Origin of the sequence: Paraburkholderia sp. Ac-20342, from assembly GCF_017104985.1 — a bacterium.
GTDB lineage: Bacteria > Pseudomonadota > Gammaproteobacteria > Burkholderiales > Burkholderiaceae > Paraburkholderia.
In genome coordinates this window covers 1-16,168 of the sequence record NZ_JAAGPQ010000136.1, presented here as the reverse complement: position 1 = coordinate 16,168, position 16,168 = coordinate 1, and the positions used below count along the sequence as shown (strand labels likewise).

The 16,168-nt window shown below is 60.7% G+C and carries 11 protein-coding genes and 2 pseudogenes; 5 read left to right on the top strand and 8 right to left on the bottom strand.

Annotated elements, in window-relative coordinates; genetic code table 11:
• A pseudogene (locus tag G3N58_RS31805) lies at positions 1 to 2,677 on the bottom strand (adhesin); the annotation flags it as partial.
• Between the two features lie 253 nt (positions 2,678 to 2,930).
• Here G3N58_RS31805 and G3N58_RS34560 point away from each other — a divergent pair.
• Positions 2,931 to 3,062 carry a hypothetical protein gene (locus G3N58_RS34560; protein ID WP_275692092.1) on the top strand — a complete coding sequence of 44 codons (132 nt, stop codon included), beginning with the start codon at positions 2,931 to 2,933 and terminating at the stop codon, positions 3,060 to 3,062.
• A gap of 855 nt (positions 3,063 to 3,917) precedes the next feature.
• On the opposite strand, the gene G3N58_RS31800 is transcribed toward G3N58_RS34560, so the two are convergent.
• The 7 genes from G3N58_RS31800 to G3N58_RS31770 all read right to left on the bottom strand — a co-directional run bounded on the left by G3N58_RS31800 (position 3,918) and on the right by G3N58_RS31770 (position 10,044).
• A complete protein-coding gene (locus tag G3N58_RS31800) occupies positions 3,918 to 4,721 on the bottom strand; it encodes a dienelactone hydrolase family protein (RefSeq protein ID WP_167050435.1) in 804 nt (267 codons plus the stop codon).
• Positions 4,722 to 4,746: 25 nt separating this feature from the next.
• On the bottom strand, positions 4,747 to 7,191 hold the full coding sequence (locus G3N58_RS31795) for a DUF3772 domain-containing protein (protein ID WP_206001165.1): 2,445 nt from the start codon (positions 7,189 to 7,191) through the stop codon (positions 4,747 to 4,749).
• 103 nt (positions 7,192 to 7,294) lie between these two features.
• Positions 7,295 to 7,606, bottom strand: a complete 312-nt coding sequence (locus G3N58_RS31790) for an H-NS histone family protein (protein ID WP_167050439.1) — start codon at positions 7,604 to 7,606, stop codon at positions 7,295 to 7,297.
• Complete coding sequence (locus G3N58_RS31785; protein ID WP_206001164.1) at positions 7,606 to 7,800, bottom strand: hypothetical protein; 195 nt, start codon at positions 7,798 to 7,800, stop codon at positions 7,606 to 7,608. The genes G3N58_RS31790 and G3N58_RS31785 overlap by 1 nt, the downstream gene beginning before the upstream one ends.
• 71 nt (positions 7,801 to 7,871) lie before the next feature.
• A complete protein-coding gene (locus G3N58_RS31780; protein WP_205988165.1) occupies positions 7,872 to 8,270 on the bottom strand; it encodes a hypothetical protein in 399 nt (132 codons plus the stop codon).
• Positions 8,271 to 8,458: 188 nt separating this feature from the next.
• On the bottom strand, positions 8,459 to 9,499 hold the full coding sequence (locus G3N58_RS31775; protein ID WP_206001163.1) for a FecR domain-containing protein: 1,041 nt from the start codon (positions 9,497 to 9,499) through the stop codon (positions 8,459 to 8,461).
• A gap of 47 nt (positions 9,500 to 9,546) precedes the next feature.
• Positions 9,547 to 10,044, bottom strand: coding sequence for an RNA polymerase sigma factor (locus G3N58_RS31770; RefSeq protein ID WP_167050447.1), 498 nt, complete (start codon positions 10,042 to 10,044; stop codon positions 9,547 to 9,549).
• A gap of 804 nt (positions 10,045 to 10,848) precedes the next feature.
• Between G3N58_RS31770 and G3N58_RS31765 the strand changes: the two genes are divergently transcribed.
• The 4 genes and pseudogenes from G3N58_RS31765 to G3N58_RS31750 all read left to right on the top strand — a co-directional run.
• Positions 10,849 to 11,988 (top strand): EAL domain-containing protein, encoded by a 1,140-nt coding sequence (locus G3N58_RS31765; protein ID WP_206001162.1) that lies wholly within the window; start codon positions 10,849 to 10,851, stop codon positions 11,986 to 11,988.
• A gap of 58 nt (positions 11,989 to 12,046) precedes the next feature.
• A complete protein-coding gene (locus G3N58_RS31760; RefSeq protein WP_206001161.1) occupies positions 12,047 to 14,437 on the top strand; it encodes a PAS domain S-box protein in 2,391 nt (796 codons plus the stop codon).
• Positions 14,438 to 14,574: 137 nt separating this feature from the next.
• On the top strand, positions 14,575 to 15,930 hold the full coding sequence (locus G3N58_RS31755; protein WP_167050454.1) for an MFS transporter: 1,356 nt from the start codon (positions 14,575 to 14,577) through the stop codon (positions 15,928 to 15,930).
• 75 nt (positions 15,931 to 16,005) lie between these two features.
• Positions 16,006 to 16,168: pseudogene (locus tag G3N58_RS31750) on the top strand (peptidase M19); the annotation flags it as partial.

The window sequence follows — 16,168 nt, the reverse complement described above, 5'->3', positions numbered from 1 at the left end:
CGACTGTCGACAGGGAGGAGACGTTGCTGCTGGTCGTGCTCAGGCCGGTGGACAGGGCGTTGACGACCGATGAGGTTGAGGTGGACAGCGAGGCGACGTTGCTGTTTGTTGTGCTCAGGCCGGTCGAGAGGGAGCTGGTTACCGTCGAGGACGAGGTCGATAGCGAGGCGACGTTGCTGTTGGTTGTGCTCAGGCCGGTCGAGAGTGAGCTTGCCACTGTTGAGGACGAGGTCGACAACGAGGCGACGTTGCTGTTCGTTGTGCTCAGGCCGGTCGACAGGGAGCTTGCCACTGTTGAGGACGAGGTCGACAGCGAGGCGACGTTGCTGTTGGTCGTGCTCAGGCCAGTCGACAGCGAGCTTTCCACTGTCGAGGACGACGTGGACAACGAGGCGACGTTGCTGTTGGTCGTGCTCAGGCCAGTCGACAGCGAGCTTTCCACCGTCGACGACGACGTGGACAACGAGGCGACATTACTGTTCGTCGTACTCAGGCCAGTCGACAGTGAGCTTTCCACCGTCGACGACGACGTCGACAGCGAGGCTACGTTGCTGTTGGTCGTGCTCAGGCCAGTCGACAGCGACGACACGTTGCTGGTCGTCGCGCTGACGGTGGTCGATAACGACGCCACGTTGCTATTGGTCGTGCTCAGACCCGTCGACAGCGAACTTTCCACTGTCGAGGACGATGTCGACAACGACGCCACGTTACTGTTCGTCGTCGACAGGCCCGTGGACAGCGAGCTTTCTACCGTCGAGCTCGAAGTCGACAGCGAAGCCACATTGCTGTTCGTCGTGCTCAGGCCAGTCGACAGCGAGCTTTCCACTGTCGAAGCCGACGTCGACAGCGAAGCCACATTGCTGTTCGTCGTGCTCAGGCCAGTCGACAGGGAGCTTGCCACTGTTGAGGACGACGTCGACAACGACGCCACATTGCTGTTGGTCGTGCTTAGGCCAGTCGAGAGTGAGCTTTCCACCGTCGACGACGACGTCGACAGCGAAGCCACATTGCTGTTCGTTGTGCTCAGGCCAGTCGACAGCGAGCTTTCCACTGTCGAAGCCGACGTCGACAGCGAAGCCACATTGCTGTTCGTTGTGCTCAGACCAGTCGACAACGAACTTTCCACTGTCGAAGACGACGTCGACAACGACGCCACGTTGCTGTTCGTCGTCGACAGACCTGTGGACAGCGAGCTTTCCACCGTCGAAGCCGACGTCGACAACGAAGCCACATTGCTATTCGTCGTGCTCAACCCCGTCGACAGCGACGAGATAGCACTGACCGTATTCGTCACCACACCCGCCAGCGACTGCAACTGGCTCACGTTCACCGCATCGGTCGCATTGCTGCCCGGCGCCACATTGGTGATCTCGCGCTCCGCGCCCGCCGCGCCCACGCTCACCACGCCGCCTGCCGTACCCGACAGCGTGCCCGTACCCGGGTTGTAGTACGCCGTATTCGCCGTCCCGACCGTCGAATTCGCGCCCAGCACCACGGAATTGTCCACCGCGTCGTTGATGTTGCTGCCCATCACGAACGCGTTGTTGCCCGATACCGTGTTGTTGTTGCCGACCGAATAGGACCCCGAACCGCTGACCACGCTCGGATCGCCGAACGCACCCGAGTTGTTGCCCGTCACCACGTTGCCCGTGCCCACGCTGATCGACGAAGTACCGCTCGCCGTCGCCCCCTGTCCGAACGCCAGCGCATTGTTCGCACCCGCCAGCGCCTGGTTGCCCAGCGAAATCGTATTGCTCGCCGTGATGCCGTTGCCCGCCCGGCGGCCCATCGCGATGTTGTTGCTGCCCGTCACGCTCTGGCCGGACTGGAAGCCCAATCCGATGTTGTTCGCGCCCGTCACGTTGGTACCCGACGTGCTGCCGCCCGCGAAGTTGTTGTCGCCCCCCGACACGTTCGAGCCGCTGCTGTCGCCGATCGCCACGTTGTGATTGCTGCCGACGTTGTTGCCCGCGGCCGTGCCCACCGCCGTGTTGTAGCTGGCTGTCGTGCCCGAACTGCCGACCGTGTCTCCCGCCCCCGCACCCATGGCGGTATTGTTCGCGCCGAAAACGGCGTTGCCGGCATTGAAGCCGTACGCCGAATTGATCGTGCCCGTCACGTTCTGGCCGGAGAAGACCCCAACCGCCGTATTGCCCGAATTCGCCGCGGCTCCGCCCATGCCCGCGCCCTGGCCGATGGCCACGCTGCTGGTCCCCGTGGCCTGGGCGTTTTCGCCGACCGCCACAGTGGCAGCGCCATTCGCAATCGCCGCCTGGCCCATCGCAACCGACCCGCCCCCGCTCGCCGTGGCGTTGTAGCCCAGCGCGCTGTCGCCCGCGGCCGCTGCCAGAGAACTCGTGCCGATCGCCACCGAATTTTGCCCGGTGGCTTTCGGTCCGGTTGCATCGAAGTTGCCTGTACCCGGCGTTGTGCCGCCCCCGAGGGCGATGGCCCCCTGGGCCGTCGCTTGAGCGGAATTGCCCATCGCAATGGTGTTGGCCGCCGTCGCGGAAGTCACGTTCCCCTGGCTAATAGAGAAATTGCCCGAGGCAGTCGACTGACGTCCCAGTGCAATGGCCGTATTGCCCGAGGCCGTGTTGGCTATACCGATCGCGGTCGTGCCGCTGCCGGCGAGGAGATTGCCCGTGCCTGCGGCAAAGCCCCCGCCTGTCGACATGTTTCCGTAACCGATGAGAAACGATGGAGCCGATATGGCCCCCGTGGCAAGATTTCCATTGCCGATTAAAACGCCACCGGAAGCGGTAGCACCAAGGGCCTGGATAACGTTACCCGCGCCAAGAATGGTCGCCGCTACCTGCTGGGAGATGAGGTCGGCGTTGCTTACCGCATAGTTCAAAACCCCCGGACCGGTACGGTTGGCCATCTGGATATAAACACCGTTCACTGAAGCCGAGGACGAGTTGGGGCCAATGACCACGTCATCGGCTATCGTGCCGGTTCCACCCGAGCCCCCCGTATATTGCGCGAAGGCTGCCGACGGCATCAGGATGGCAGCCAGCACCGCGAGAGCGATGGCGCGCTTCGACACGCGCAAGCCCTGATTTGCCTCGTCATCCGGGCGAGTGAGCGCAATCGGCTCGAGTCCGGTCACATGGCTGCTTCCCCCCTTCCCCCTTGCCAAAGCTGTTTCAGGAACTGCGACCCAGGAGGCCAACGCTTCATTCCATATACTGCGATAGTTCTTGTTCACAGGTCACCCCGCCATTAATTTTTCAATACTTCCACGCAAACCCAACGATGGTTTTGTCAATTCGTTCAAGCGAACGGACTTATATGCCCTGAATTAAATCAACTGATTTATACGTTCGTTTTATTCACTCAATTGCATTGACTCCCGGTGCAATTCAAAAGGCGCACACCTCCCTGGGGCAGATACATTCCCCATGGCAAAAAATGCTAATTAATTTTTTCGTGAAAATCCCTATACCGCATTACTCACGTCGGCTTACGAACTCGCGGTGCCTCGACTACGCACGCAACAAGTCCTGCCAGCAACCCGTGTCAATGAGCCATAGCATGAGCGACCGATCCTGATTTCCCCATCCCGAATCCGCTTTTATTTCTGATGGATATTTTTCACCAATGATCTGAAGCCGAAGAATTTCAATTACCGCCCCCACACCCGAATCCAGTGAATACGTTCTTTTACTCGCCAACAAGGTTTATCAGGAACGCGCTCATGACTGAACGTGTCCTTTAGTAGTAAAGGCGAACGAGAAAAAAGAACGGACCATCCGATCGGCTAAAAATATTGCTATCGAAAAACTTATTACGATTTCGATCGCCTATTGCAACGGCCGGTCGGTCGAACGCGGTCGCCGTTGCGCGTGAATAGTGAAATTCAGTCAGGAGTCGTACAGGACAAATGGCCGAGCAACCCGCGCTTGCCGCAAGACTCACCCGATCAACCGCCTCCGGAAGAACGCCAGGATTTCATCGCGCGCCCGAACCGTGGGCTGGCCCGCCTCGTCTATCAGATGCGTCGTGACGACACTGTGTGGATTCTTCATCGGGCTATCGGGATTCGCCGCGCTATCAGGCAGCACGCGACCGATGAAGCGATCGCCAAGCGCCTCCTGATAAGCGGCAAAACGCGCCGCCGTGCAAAGTTTGTCGCCATCGAAGCGGTAGGCCAGCACCGTCAGATCTTCAGCCTCCATGCGCGCCTTGATCGCCGCCAGTTCGCCCGGCGCGATATGCATGCCCGCGGGGTTATTCAGCGGCAGCGCGGGTTGAGACAACACCGGTGCGATCACAGACGGTTCGAGCATCATCGTCAGTGCGAAATTGCCGGTCAGGCACATGCCGATTGCACCGACGCCCGTCCCGCCGCACTCCTTGTGCGCCAATGCCGCCAACGCCCGCAACCACTGCGTGGCCGGTGAACTCGCATTGGACTGGAAGGCGCGGAATTGGCGGCTGATGCAACTGTTGTAGAACATCGTCAGCATCACGTTCGATTTGCGGAATACCGCGCCGTCCCTGCCGTAGATATGCGGCATATAGACCGTGAAACCCGCATCCCGAACCCAACGCGCAAAGCGCGTGACATAAGGATTGATTCCCGGAATTTCAGCCATCAGAACAACGGCGGGACCGCTTCCCATCACATAGACGCGATGTGTGTTGTCGAGCAGCAGAATATCCCGATGCTCGAAATCGTCGAGCGGATCGGCCTGGTCAAGCGCGGGCATCGTCATGATTGACTCTCTATTCGCAACGTGTTCAATAGGGCTCTCCTGGTGGCATGTTCTGCACGACGAGTCTATGCGGGCTTGACAGCATGACGCCCGCCGCTCGCAACTGCTTGAGGATGCCGAAGAGTAAATCGCTCTTCGTCGAACCCGCGATTCGCGGGCTCGATACGTAGCCCGTCACGCTCAGCGTGATTCCGTCCGGCATGAGCTGACTGAACGTGACGGACGGCGCGGGCTTCTCCAGAATCTCCGGGTGCTCGCGATAGGCATCGAGCAACAGGTCGCGCACCTGCTCGGGATCGGTATTCAGCGGAAACGTCAGCACGAGCGTCGCGACGCCTTGCGTGCTGTTGCCCATCGTCACGTTGCGCAGGTTCTGCGAGATCAGCTGCGAGTTCGGCACGATCACCGTCGAACGATCGCCGAGCTGGATCTCGGTCGCGCGCACGTTGATGCGGCGGATATCGCCTTCGACGCCCGCAATGCTGATCATGTCGCCAACCTTCACCGGCCGCTCGGTCAGCAGGATCAGCCCCGAGATGAAATTCTTCACGATCTCCTGCAGGCCGAAGCCGATACCGACCGACAGCGCGCTGACGATCCATGCCAGGTTGCTCCATCTGACGCCGAGCAGCCCGAGCATCATCAACACGAGCAGCACGTAGCCGACATTGGTGAATAGCGTAATCAGCGACAGGCGCATCCCCGTGTCCATGCCGAGCGCGGGCATGAACTCGTCGTCGAGCCAGCGGCGTACCGAGCGCAGCAGGTAGAAGCCGATCGCGAACCCGATCGCGGCATTCATGATGCGCTCGGGCATGATGTTCAGGCTTTGCAGCTTCTGGCCACCGATCATCGCAAGCACGCTGCCGAGCAGATCGCCCGGCGTCGTGCCGAAGCCGCCCATCAGCAGCGCGATGGCCGCGACCACCGTCAGCAGGCTCGTGCCGAGACCCGACACCACGGTATGCGCCTGAGCAAGATGCCGGTCGTCGAGCGCGAACAGATGCCGGATCTGCCGGCCCGTCGGCAGGCTCGCGGAGAACAGGCTTTGGCTTGCGTCGCGCGTCAGTTGCGTGAGCACGTAGACGCTGCACAGCACGATCTCGAACCACACGAGTTCGTAAGTGATGAAGCGAGCGACCGTGATATAGCCCACGGCCAGCGCGATCAGCGCCGCGGCGGTCGCCAGCGTCACGCCGGCGTGGATCAGCCCGGCGAGCGTCGAGCGTCGTTCGGGCGACTCGCCGGCGGCCGCGAGCGCGCTGCGCACGCGGTTCGAGCGCAGCAGCGACGTGCCGACCGTCAGCGCGACGACGAGCGATACGAGGCCGCGGCCGAACAGCGTGACCGACAGGCTCGTGTCGGCGATCCGGTTGACCGATTCGAGCGCGCCCGACAGCAGCAGCAGCGCGGCCAGCACGCCCACGAACGGCTTCATCGCGAGGGCGACCGGATCGGCAAGCGCCGGCAGCCGCCAGCTCGGGCGGTTCGTGCATAGCAGCGCGCGGCCGAGCCCGGCGATCAGCGCGCAGGTCACGGCCAGCTTGCCGAACTGGTCCCATAGATCGGCCATCGCCGGCGTGAGTTCGCTGTGGCGCGCCAGCGCGAGATAAAGAACCTGCACGGCGAACGCCGTTGCCAATAGCGTGGAAATGGCCGTCGACAACGCCAGCGCACTACGGCGCAAACGCGTGGCCGGTAAGCGGTTCAGGCAAAGCCAGGCGAGCGCATGCTCGACGAGCCGGCGGCCGCCGAGCCAGATCGCGAACGCGGCGATCAACAGCAATACGGTGATCGTGCGTTGTCCGGGCACCCAGGACGACTGCAGCATCGCGCGCAGTTCGGCGCCGAATGCACCGAGCCTGCGCTCGTCCTCCGGCGGAAGCCGAAACAGCGGCAACCAGAACCGCGCGCCGAAGATGCTGCCCGAGCGGAACACGAGTTCGTTTTTAAGCAGGCTGCGATGCAGCTTCGCGAACTGATCGGACAGATTCGCGAGGTTGGTTTTCTGATCGGCGGCCTGCTTCAGCGCCGCGTCGATCCGTGTTTTGCGCGCATTCAGGATTTCGCGCTGCTGCGCGACGGCCGGGGTTTCGGGCGCGGCGCCAGCGGCAGGCGGCGGCCCGAGCACGTCGAGTTGTGCCTGGAGCCGCGCGCGCTGCGGAACGAGTTCGCTTTGCAGCTTGCCGACATCGGTACTCAGTTGCTGAGTGGCGTCGTCGAGTGCGTCGAGTGCCTTGCCGCTGGTGACGGTCGAAGTCTGCTGCTTGATGCGGTCCTGTTCGACCTGCATCTGCTCGAGTTGCACAACCGCGTCGCTCAGCGAAATGGCCGGAACGGGCGCGGCATCGACGGTGCTCACGTCCGGAGCGGAAGCCGCGGACGGAAACGCCGATGCGCTCGCCACTGCCGCTAGTTGCAGCAGTGCAATCGATGCGATCCGGCACGCGCCAATAGAGAGTCGTCGCATGAAATCGATCGTGGCCAGAGAGTCCACCCACTCTGGACCCGACTACGGGCGCCTGCTCTTACGCACCGTCACAGGTGTCCGAGCCGAACCCGCCGACGGCACTTCAATGCTGGTCGTGTTCCCGCGCATCGTCCACTCCCGCCGTTTCCACTTCGAAGTCGCGCCGGTCCTTGCCTTTCAGCCAGAGCGGCTCGCGTCCTCGACCACTCCATACCGCGCCGCTTTGAGGGTCGAAATAGCGCGGTTTGATTTTTCGTCGCTTGCCGTTTGGAAACAGCTCCTCCCGATCGAAGTTGAATTCCTCGATCGCGCTCATGATTTCAAGCAGTATCTCGTCTCGAACAAGCGCGCGATCCCTCGCGATCTGGGACTCCAGATCCGTCTTCCTCTGCATGTAACTGGTAAATTTATTCATCACACACCCGGCGGCTCATTTCCGTTTTCAACGGCGACTATTGCTTGAAATTCGTGTTGCCCGACGCTGCATTCCACTACAAACAAGTCGAAATTTATCGATATGGCATCCTGATCATATGGGAAAGCCGCCGGCGCCACGGTCTGGATCGCCCGCGGCGGCGAGAACATTCTCCTAGGATCGATGAAGCTCACTCACGCAGCCTGGCCGTGATTTTTTACACGAGTCTTCGTTAGACGGCGCTCACGCCGTCCGCGGCTTCGTTTTACATCGCCTGCGTGTAAGGGCGAACGACGCGGCTAAACGGACCAGTCATCCGTTTGAAAATTATCTTATCCGAATCGTCATTTGATCCAAGAAATCTATTGCAGTCGATCCTGCAGATAGACGTTATCGAAGTCATTTTTCCCAGCCGGGGAATAGGCGAACGGTCCGCTATAGGGTGGTCTGGAAACGGCACACCGATGTAATCGCCGACATTCACGGTCGACTTCGGGCTGTTCCAATTGACCGGGTACTGGAAGCCGGCCAGCATGGTCTGCTTGAGCGGTCCCATGGAGAATGCCGCTTTCAGATGGCTGTCGGTTACCCAGTTGGACACCCGATTCTCGCCGGCGAGCCTGTAGAACACGAACTCCGTATCGGCGGATTTCCCCTTCCCCATTCTCCCCACGCCATTGCGTCGCGCTTGACCCGCACGATATTCACGCTGCGTCGCGCCCTATCTGCCTTGAATAAAGACAAACGACATCGGTGAATAAGCCAGTCAGTCGGCCGCTCATATTTTTATTGAGCGTTTTGAATGAATTGCAACGACTGCTCCCACGAGCCGCATAACCGACGGGGCGGCATTCAGCGACGAGATGCAATCACCGCCGTGCCGTTTTTCTGAAATTCGACAGTCACGGGGACGACCTGCGATAAGGTTTTCAACAGAAGATCGGGATCGGTACTGGAAAATCCCCCCGTCACGCGATAATCGCCAATCCGGCTATCCGCAAGCACGACCGGCGTTTTCCGGTAGCGCTGCACCTCTTCGACGACGTCCCGCAACGGCGTGCCGTTGAATTGCAGGCGATTGTCCTTCCAGCTTGTCATCGCCTCGAACTGCTGCTGGTCCTGAATCTCGACACTGCCCAGGCGATCCGCGCGGGCCGCCTGTCCGGCGCTCAACGCGACCGGCGCGATCCCGCTCGCCGCGGACAGCTCGACGTTGCCTTCGAGCACGGCGACATCCACGCCGTCGGACATTTTCCGCACCGAGAAGCGGGTGCCGATATCGCGCACGCTGGCGGTGCCCGCCGCGACCTCGAAGGGCCTCACCGCATTGTGGACGACCGAGAACAAGGCCTCGCCGCGCTGCATCGTCACGTCGCGGGAGCGCAGCCGGTTAACGAAGGTCAACTCCGTGTCGGTATTGAGCACGACCTGGCTGCCGTCCGCGAGCGTGGCATCGAGATGTTCTCCGATCGCCGATTGCAGATGCTCGGACGACAAAACCGGATTGACGATCCACAGCACGGATACCGAACAGAAGAGCAAACCGGCGCCATAGGCCGCCGCGCCCCGATACCAGTTTTGCCTCGGCGCTCGCGGAGCGACCTTCCCGCGTGGCGGGGAAAGAGTCGGGGCGGTTGGGATGGTTGGGGCGGCTGGGGTCAAGCGAGCGGGTACATCGACATGCCGGCGGTACAGTCGGCCCAGATCGTCGGCCAGCGCGTCGATGGTGCGTTCCGCCGCATGGTGATCGGCAACGTACTGAAGCCGCGCGGGCGCGCTGCTTGCCCACTCGTCGAGTTCGGTTCGAGCACGCGACTTCTCCTCGTCACTGCCAAATGCCAGTGAAACGAGGAGATCATCGGCTACATCGATCTCGGCCTGGGTTAGCGACATGTCATGCTGCCGACCACAAAGGTTTGCAACCCGCAGTCATCTAGTATTTATAGCGCGGCCTCACGGCATGCCTTCATTGCCTGAACCAGATACTTCTTGATGACCGTCGGGCTGATTTCCATTTCGTGAGCGGCTTCTTCGTATGAGAGACCATTCAGTTTACACAGAATAAACGCTTCGCGACAGCGCGGTGGAAGCCCATCCAGCGCCTGAACAACCTGATCCAGCGTCTGCCGGCCGATGCATTCCCGCTCGGGAGTCACATCGGTGCGTCCGAGTCGGTCGAGCGCATCGTCCCCGGTCTCGTCTTCGCACAATTGCTGGGGCAAGAATTTTCTCCGGCGCGCCGCATCGATCTGCAAATTGCGCGAAACGTGAAAGATCAACGCCGCGGGCGACTGCACCTCGTTCTGCCCGACATAGCGCAGCGCCACCTCGAACGATGCCTGTGCAATATCGGCGGCGTCTTCGCTGCTCAACCGTTTGGAGAGATAGCGCCGAAGATCGCCGTAGCCCCGTAAAAGATCGTCCAGTACGCCAGCCATCTTCTTCGCCCCGTGTTTCGATCAACCGCCATGAAGGCACGCCATCGCGCCCACCTGGATATTTCAAGAATAAGACAAGTCCTATGTTCTGGATGACATTATCGTTCCCAATCATTAAATCAACAAAAATATTTTGGCAAATATGGGGCTTTCGACTGTTAAGAAATGACAAATGGCGGGAAGCGGGGCTAAAAATCCGACAAAACGCATGGAATTTCCCAGGAAGACTGTGGTTAACCCTGAACCGATCGCGACAATAGATCGCAAAAATCAAGGCAACGCCGTCGATAGCAATTTTTTTCGAGAAACCGGTGGTCCATTTGTCGATCCCGTTCGCCTTGGTTATTAAAGGCCATACAACGAAGCGGCTAAACCGCAGTTGAGTCATTTTTACTTCGGCGAGGACGAAGAGCGTCGGCCGCGACGTTGAGCAAACGAATAGGTTGCAGATAAACGAGCATCGAAAATAGTTTGTCGATATTGCCAGGACGATTTAACCGTATCCGGTGTCCCTCGCACCGGGTGCTTTTGCGCGGATTGACCTCACCCGCGCGTTTTTTATTCCGTGAAACACGAACGATGTCCGTGAAAAATGAGGGCATCGCATGAGGTTCGGCAATGGGCGCCGCGACAAGCCCAGTATTTGAAAAAAATACCAGCATCGATGACGTCGCGTAACGAGGGGTTACCTGATTGGCCGGAGACCCGGCCAGCAAGATCCAGCATCGACCCAGGTAACACGTAGCCGCGCAAACCGAAGCGGCATTAAAAAAGTCATTCAGGCATGCTAACCGTAGGCGATTCATGATCCAACCCGCTTCGAGTACGCCATCGGCCTGCCACTACCATGACGGGTGGCTGGATATGGTCATAAGGATAACGAACCTCAAGGAAATCGAGCGGCGATATCAGAAAATGATTTCCCGCGCAATGGATATAGAATTTTTCGAGCGTATCAGAGGTATCGTCGACGACCAGGCAACGATCTGCCGGGTGGACGCCGGATGCATTCGCGTCACCGGGATGCTGAAGGCGAGCATGAGCCTGTCGAGAACCCATGCCTGCATCGAGATGCTGCTCAGGCATATTGCCTCTGCTCATGGCCTGCTCCCGCTTGCCGCGCTGGACGTTACCGTCGAGCGTCCCGACGGCAGACCTCATACGAAGGTCGTGAGAATTCCGGCGTCGGAAGGGCGCATGCATCTCGCACACGCCACCGAGGTCCTGAATGCCATGGCGCACGGGCATCTGGCACTTTCCCTGCAGCCGATTTTCAACGTCGGCGAGCAGGACCGTTCGTTATACGACGAATGCCTCGCGCGAGTGATTCTGCCGGAGTCCCGTTGCGCGATGATGCCGTCCAGCTTCATCCCCAGTATCGAGCGGGCACTGCTCATGAACGAATTCGACCAGATCGTCGTGTCGTCGGTGATCGACCGATTGGCCGCCGATGACACGCTGATGCTCGGCTGCAACATTTCCGCCGCCAGCGCCGCGCTCTCCCACTGGTGGACCGCCATCATCGACCGGTTGAAGCGTCGGCCGGACATCGCCCGGCGGCTGGTCCTCGAAATAACCGAAACCGCGCCGCTCAAGCCCGCCGAGGCGCAAGAGTTCTCGCGTTGCCTGAACCGGCTCGGCTGCAAAGTGGCGATCGACGATTTCGGTTCGCGCTATGGCACGCAAAACGCCATCGACATCGGCACGCCGGACATCATCAAACTGGATACCTCGTTCCTGACGGATGCAAAAGACACGTCCCACGGCTTCGAACGGCTTCACCGCATGACCGGCTTGGCCCGTACCGTCGTCATCGAAGGCGTGGAAGACGAGATGGATCTGGACATCGTCACGCGCGCCGGTTTCGAGTGGGCGCAAGGTCACTTGCACGGCGAGGTGGAGAGCGCCATGTTGCACCAGGTGCCTCCCGCGCATTCCAGGTAGCGGTCGTGAGCGCCTCGCCTCTTTCGCATGTCGTACCGTGAATCGAACGAGTGATCCGATGGATGGCAACCCGAACCACGATACCGATTCCGTATGGCCACGCGCCCTGATTGCGCGCGTGTCGGGGTACGCAATCTTCAGGCTCACCGAACAGGGCGACGTTGCCAGTTGGAACCCCGGCGCGAGGCGCATCGCGGGATACGATTGCGAGGAGATCATCGGCCAGCACTTTTCCCTGTTTTATACGCAGGACGACCGGCTCGACGGCATCCCGCAAGCGGCCCTGCAAGCGGCGCGGGAACAGGGTCAATATGAAACGGAAGGCTGGCGCGTGCGCAAGGACGGCACACGGTTCTGGGCCACGGTGGTCATCGTGGCGCTCGATGCCGCGGACGGTACATCCATCGGTTTCGGCGAGATCGTACAGGACACCACGGAAAAACGCCTCGCCTGCGAAGCGGTACTGGACAACGAGCGGCGGTTCAGGCTGCTGGTGCAGGGCGTAACCGATTACGCGATCTTCATGCTGTCTCCCGAAGGCCTCGTGACAAACTGGAACCTCGGGGCCGCGCGCATCAAGGGCTATGAGGCGAGCGAAGTTGTCGGCACGCATTTCAGGCGCTTCTATACGGCTGAAGATATCGCGCGCAAACTGCCTCAGCGCGGCCTGACCATAGCCGCCGACGAGGGGCGCTTCGAAACCGAAGGATGGCGCGTCAGGAAGGACGGCAGCCGGTTCTGGGCCAATGTCGTGATCGACGCGATCCGCGATGAGGACGGCAAGCTGATCGGCTTCGCCAAGGTGACCCGCGACGTGACGGAGCGCAAGAGTGCTCACGAAGAACTTGAAAAAGCCCGCGCTGCGCTGCTTCAGTCACAGAAGATGGAAGCGCTCGGCAAGCTGACCGGCGGGGTCGCGCACGATTTCAACAACGTCCTGCAGGTGCTGCGCGGCAACCTGGAACTGCTCGAAGGCCGGCACGGCCGCGACGGGTGGACACGGGAGCGGCTCGGCAAGGCGATCGAGGCAGTCGAACACGGGGCAAAGCTCGCATCGCAGCTGCTAGCCTTCGGGCGCCGCCAGGCGTTGCAGCCGATCGCCGTCAACCTCGCCGCCATGCTGCGCGGCATGGACGATCTGCTCAGGCGAGCATTAGGCGAACTGATCAACGTGGAAACGGTCATTGCCGGCGGCCTGTGGAATACGCTGGTCGACCCGAACCATCTCGAGAACGTGGTGCTGAATCTTGCCATCAACGCCCGGGATGCGATGCCGGAAGGCGGCAAGCTGACGCTCGAACTGTCGAACGCCATGCTCGACGACCACTATAGCGCCCTTGCCGCGGACGTTCGCGAGGGACAATACGTCCTGCTCGCCATTACCGACACCGGAACGGGCATGCCCCCCGATGTCGTGGAACGCGCCTTCGAGCCGTTCTTTACGACCAAGCGCGAAGGGAAAGGCACGGGGCTGGGCTTAAGCATGGCGTATGGCTTCGTCAAGCAGAGCGGCGGCCATATCCGGATTTACAGCGAGCCCGGACACGGGACCACCGTGAAGATCTATCTGCCCCGTTCGATGGATAAGGCCGCCGAGCGCGAACCCGTACACCCGATCGTTCTCGCCGGAGGCTCGGAAACCATTCTCGTCGTCGAGGACGACAGGCGCGTGCAGGCAACGGTCGTGGAAACGCTCAGGCAACTGGGCTATACGGTACTGAAAGCAGACGATGCGCAAAGCGCGCTGGTGATCGTGGAAAGCGGCATCCATGTCGACCTGATGTTTACGGACGTGGTGATGCCCGGCACGATGCGCAGTACCGAACTCGTCAAGCTCGCGGCCCAGTTTCTACCGAACATGAAGATCCTTTTCACTTCGGGATATACGCAGAATGCCATCGTGCATGGCGGCCGGCTCGACCCGGGCGTGCATCTGCTGAGCAAGCCCTACAGCCGGGAACAGCTTGCCTCGAAGATCCGCCGTCTGCTGGGTCCGTCCCCTGCCCCGAACGCCGGCACGGCAACGGCGCCCCTCTCTGCGGGACAAACGCCATCGAACGTGGCGCCTGCGCCAGCCGGCTTCTCCATTCTCATCGTGGACGACGACGACGCTTCTCGCGAAGCCGTCAGCGAGTTGCTGGCCGGCATGGGCTATGACGTGCAACAGGCCGCCGACGCCGAAGCGGCAATGCGGCTATTGGCGACGCGAAAAGCGGACGTGCTTCTCACCGACATCATGCTTCCCGGCATGTCCGGCATTGAACTCGCCCGCGCTGCGCTCGGGCAGCATGCGGACATCAGAATAGTTTTTGCGTCCGGCCAGGAAGCCCCCGCTCCCGAAGAACTCGGCTTCGACTGCGCCTCGCTGCCCAAGCCATTTGCCGCAGAGCAACTGCTGGCGCTGATTGCGGCGATACATGAACAGGCTGAACGCAAGAGCGCCGAATAAGGGTTCTGTTCGACACGGTAACGTCTGCTCAAGGTATCGATTACCTAGGTAACCGATACCTGTAGACCTAGGTAATTTGTGCACCTACCCTGCTTTCAACCCGGTCCGAAACCGGCCATTGAGAGGGATAGGAAACGATGTCGAATCAAGCAACCCAAGAGGTCGATACCAGGACGCTCAGACGCGTCATCGCGGCGGCTTCAATAGGCAATTTCGTCGAGTGGTTCGATTTCGCCGCGTACGGATTCCTCGCGACCATCCTCACTCGCGAATTCTTTCCCGGCAGCGATCCCACGGTCGGGCTTCTCAAGACATTTGCGGTCTTTGCGGTCGCCTTCGCGCTGCGTCCGCTCGGCGGCCTGTTTTTCGGGGTCATCGGCGACCGGTTCGGCCGCAAGCGAACGCTCGCCCTCACCATCCTGATGATGGCCGGTGCCACGACGCTGATCGGCCTGCTCCCGACTTATGCCCGCATCGGCTACTGGGCACCGCTGCTGCTCACGATCATTCGCTGCGTACAGGGGTTTTCCGCTGGTGGCGAATACGCGGGAGCGTGCGCGTATGTGATGGAGCATGCGCCCCGCCGCCGGCGTGCCTTCTTCGGCAGCTTCGTGCCGGTCTCGACCTTTTCTTCGTTCGCGTGCGCGGCCGTGGTGACTTACGTGCTCGAATCCTCGCTGTCGTCCGCGACGATGGTCGACTGGGGCTGGCGCATTCCGTTTCTGGTCGCGGCGCCGGTCGGTCTTATCGGCGTGTATCTGCGCATGAATCTGCATGAGACGCCGGCTTTCAAGGCACTCGAAGGCAAGAAGAAAGTCGCACACGCCCCCTTGGTGGAAACCCTGCGTTCGCAGTCCGGAAACATACTGAAGCTCGGCGCGTTCATCTCGGTGACGGCGCTCTCCTTCTATACGTTCACAACCTATTTCGCCACGTATCTCCAGGTCGCCGGGCATCTGTCTCGCGGAAGCTCTCTCCTCGTGACCGTTCTTGCGCTGTTCTTCGCTGCGGCATTGTGCCCGCTCGCCGGGCTCTTCTCCGATCGGGTCGGCCGGCGCGCGACGATTGCCAGCACCTGCGTGTTCATCATCGTGTCGGTTTATCCCGCCTTCACGCTAGGCGGCTCCGGCAGCTTGTCCCCGTCGCTGCTCGGCGTCGCGCTGCTTGCCGTGGGTGCCGTTCTCTCGGGCGTGGTCACTGCGCCGCTTCTGTCGGAAGTGTTCCCCACGCAAACACGCTATACGGCATCGGCCATTACTTATAACCTCGCGTACACGATTTTCGGCGGCACCGCGCCGCTCGTCGCGACCTGGCTCATCTCCGTGACGGGAACGAACCTCTCGCCGGCCTATTACCTGATCGCCGTATCCATTTTCGCCATGCTCGGCGGCCTCTCGCTGCGAGAGACTTCCACCACCGCACTCGAGGAAGCCGGCACGACGCACGACAACGACGCGGCGTCCGTGAAGCACGCCGTCAAACGGCCCGTCTGAGCGCGTTCGGTGCGCTTCCGACCTGCTTTTGACCTGCTTTTGACGCTGACCTGCAAACCTGAACGGATTTAGGCAATGAGTACTCTTCACGATTCGAGCATCATCATCGATGGTCTGAACATTTCGAAATTCGAACGCTCGGTGTTCGAAGACATGCGCAAGGGCGGCGTCACCGCCGTGAACTGCACGGTCTCCGTGTGGGACGACTTCCAGAAGACCATCGACAACATCGCGGAAA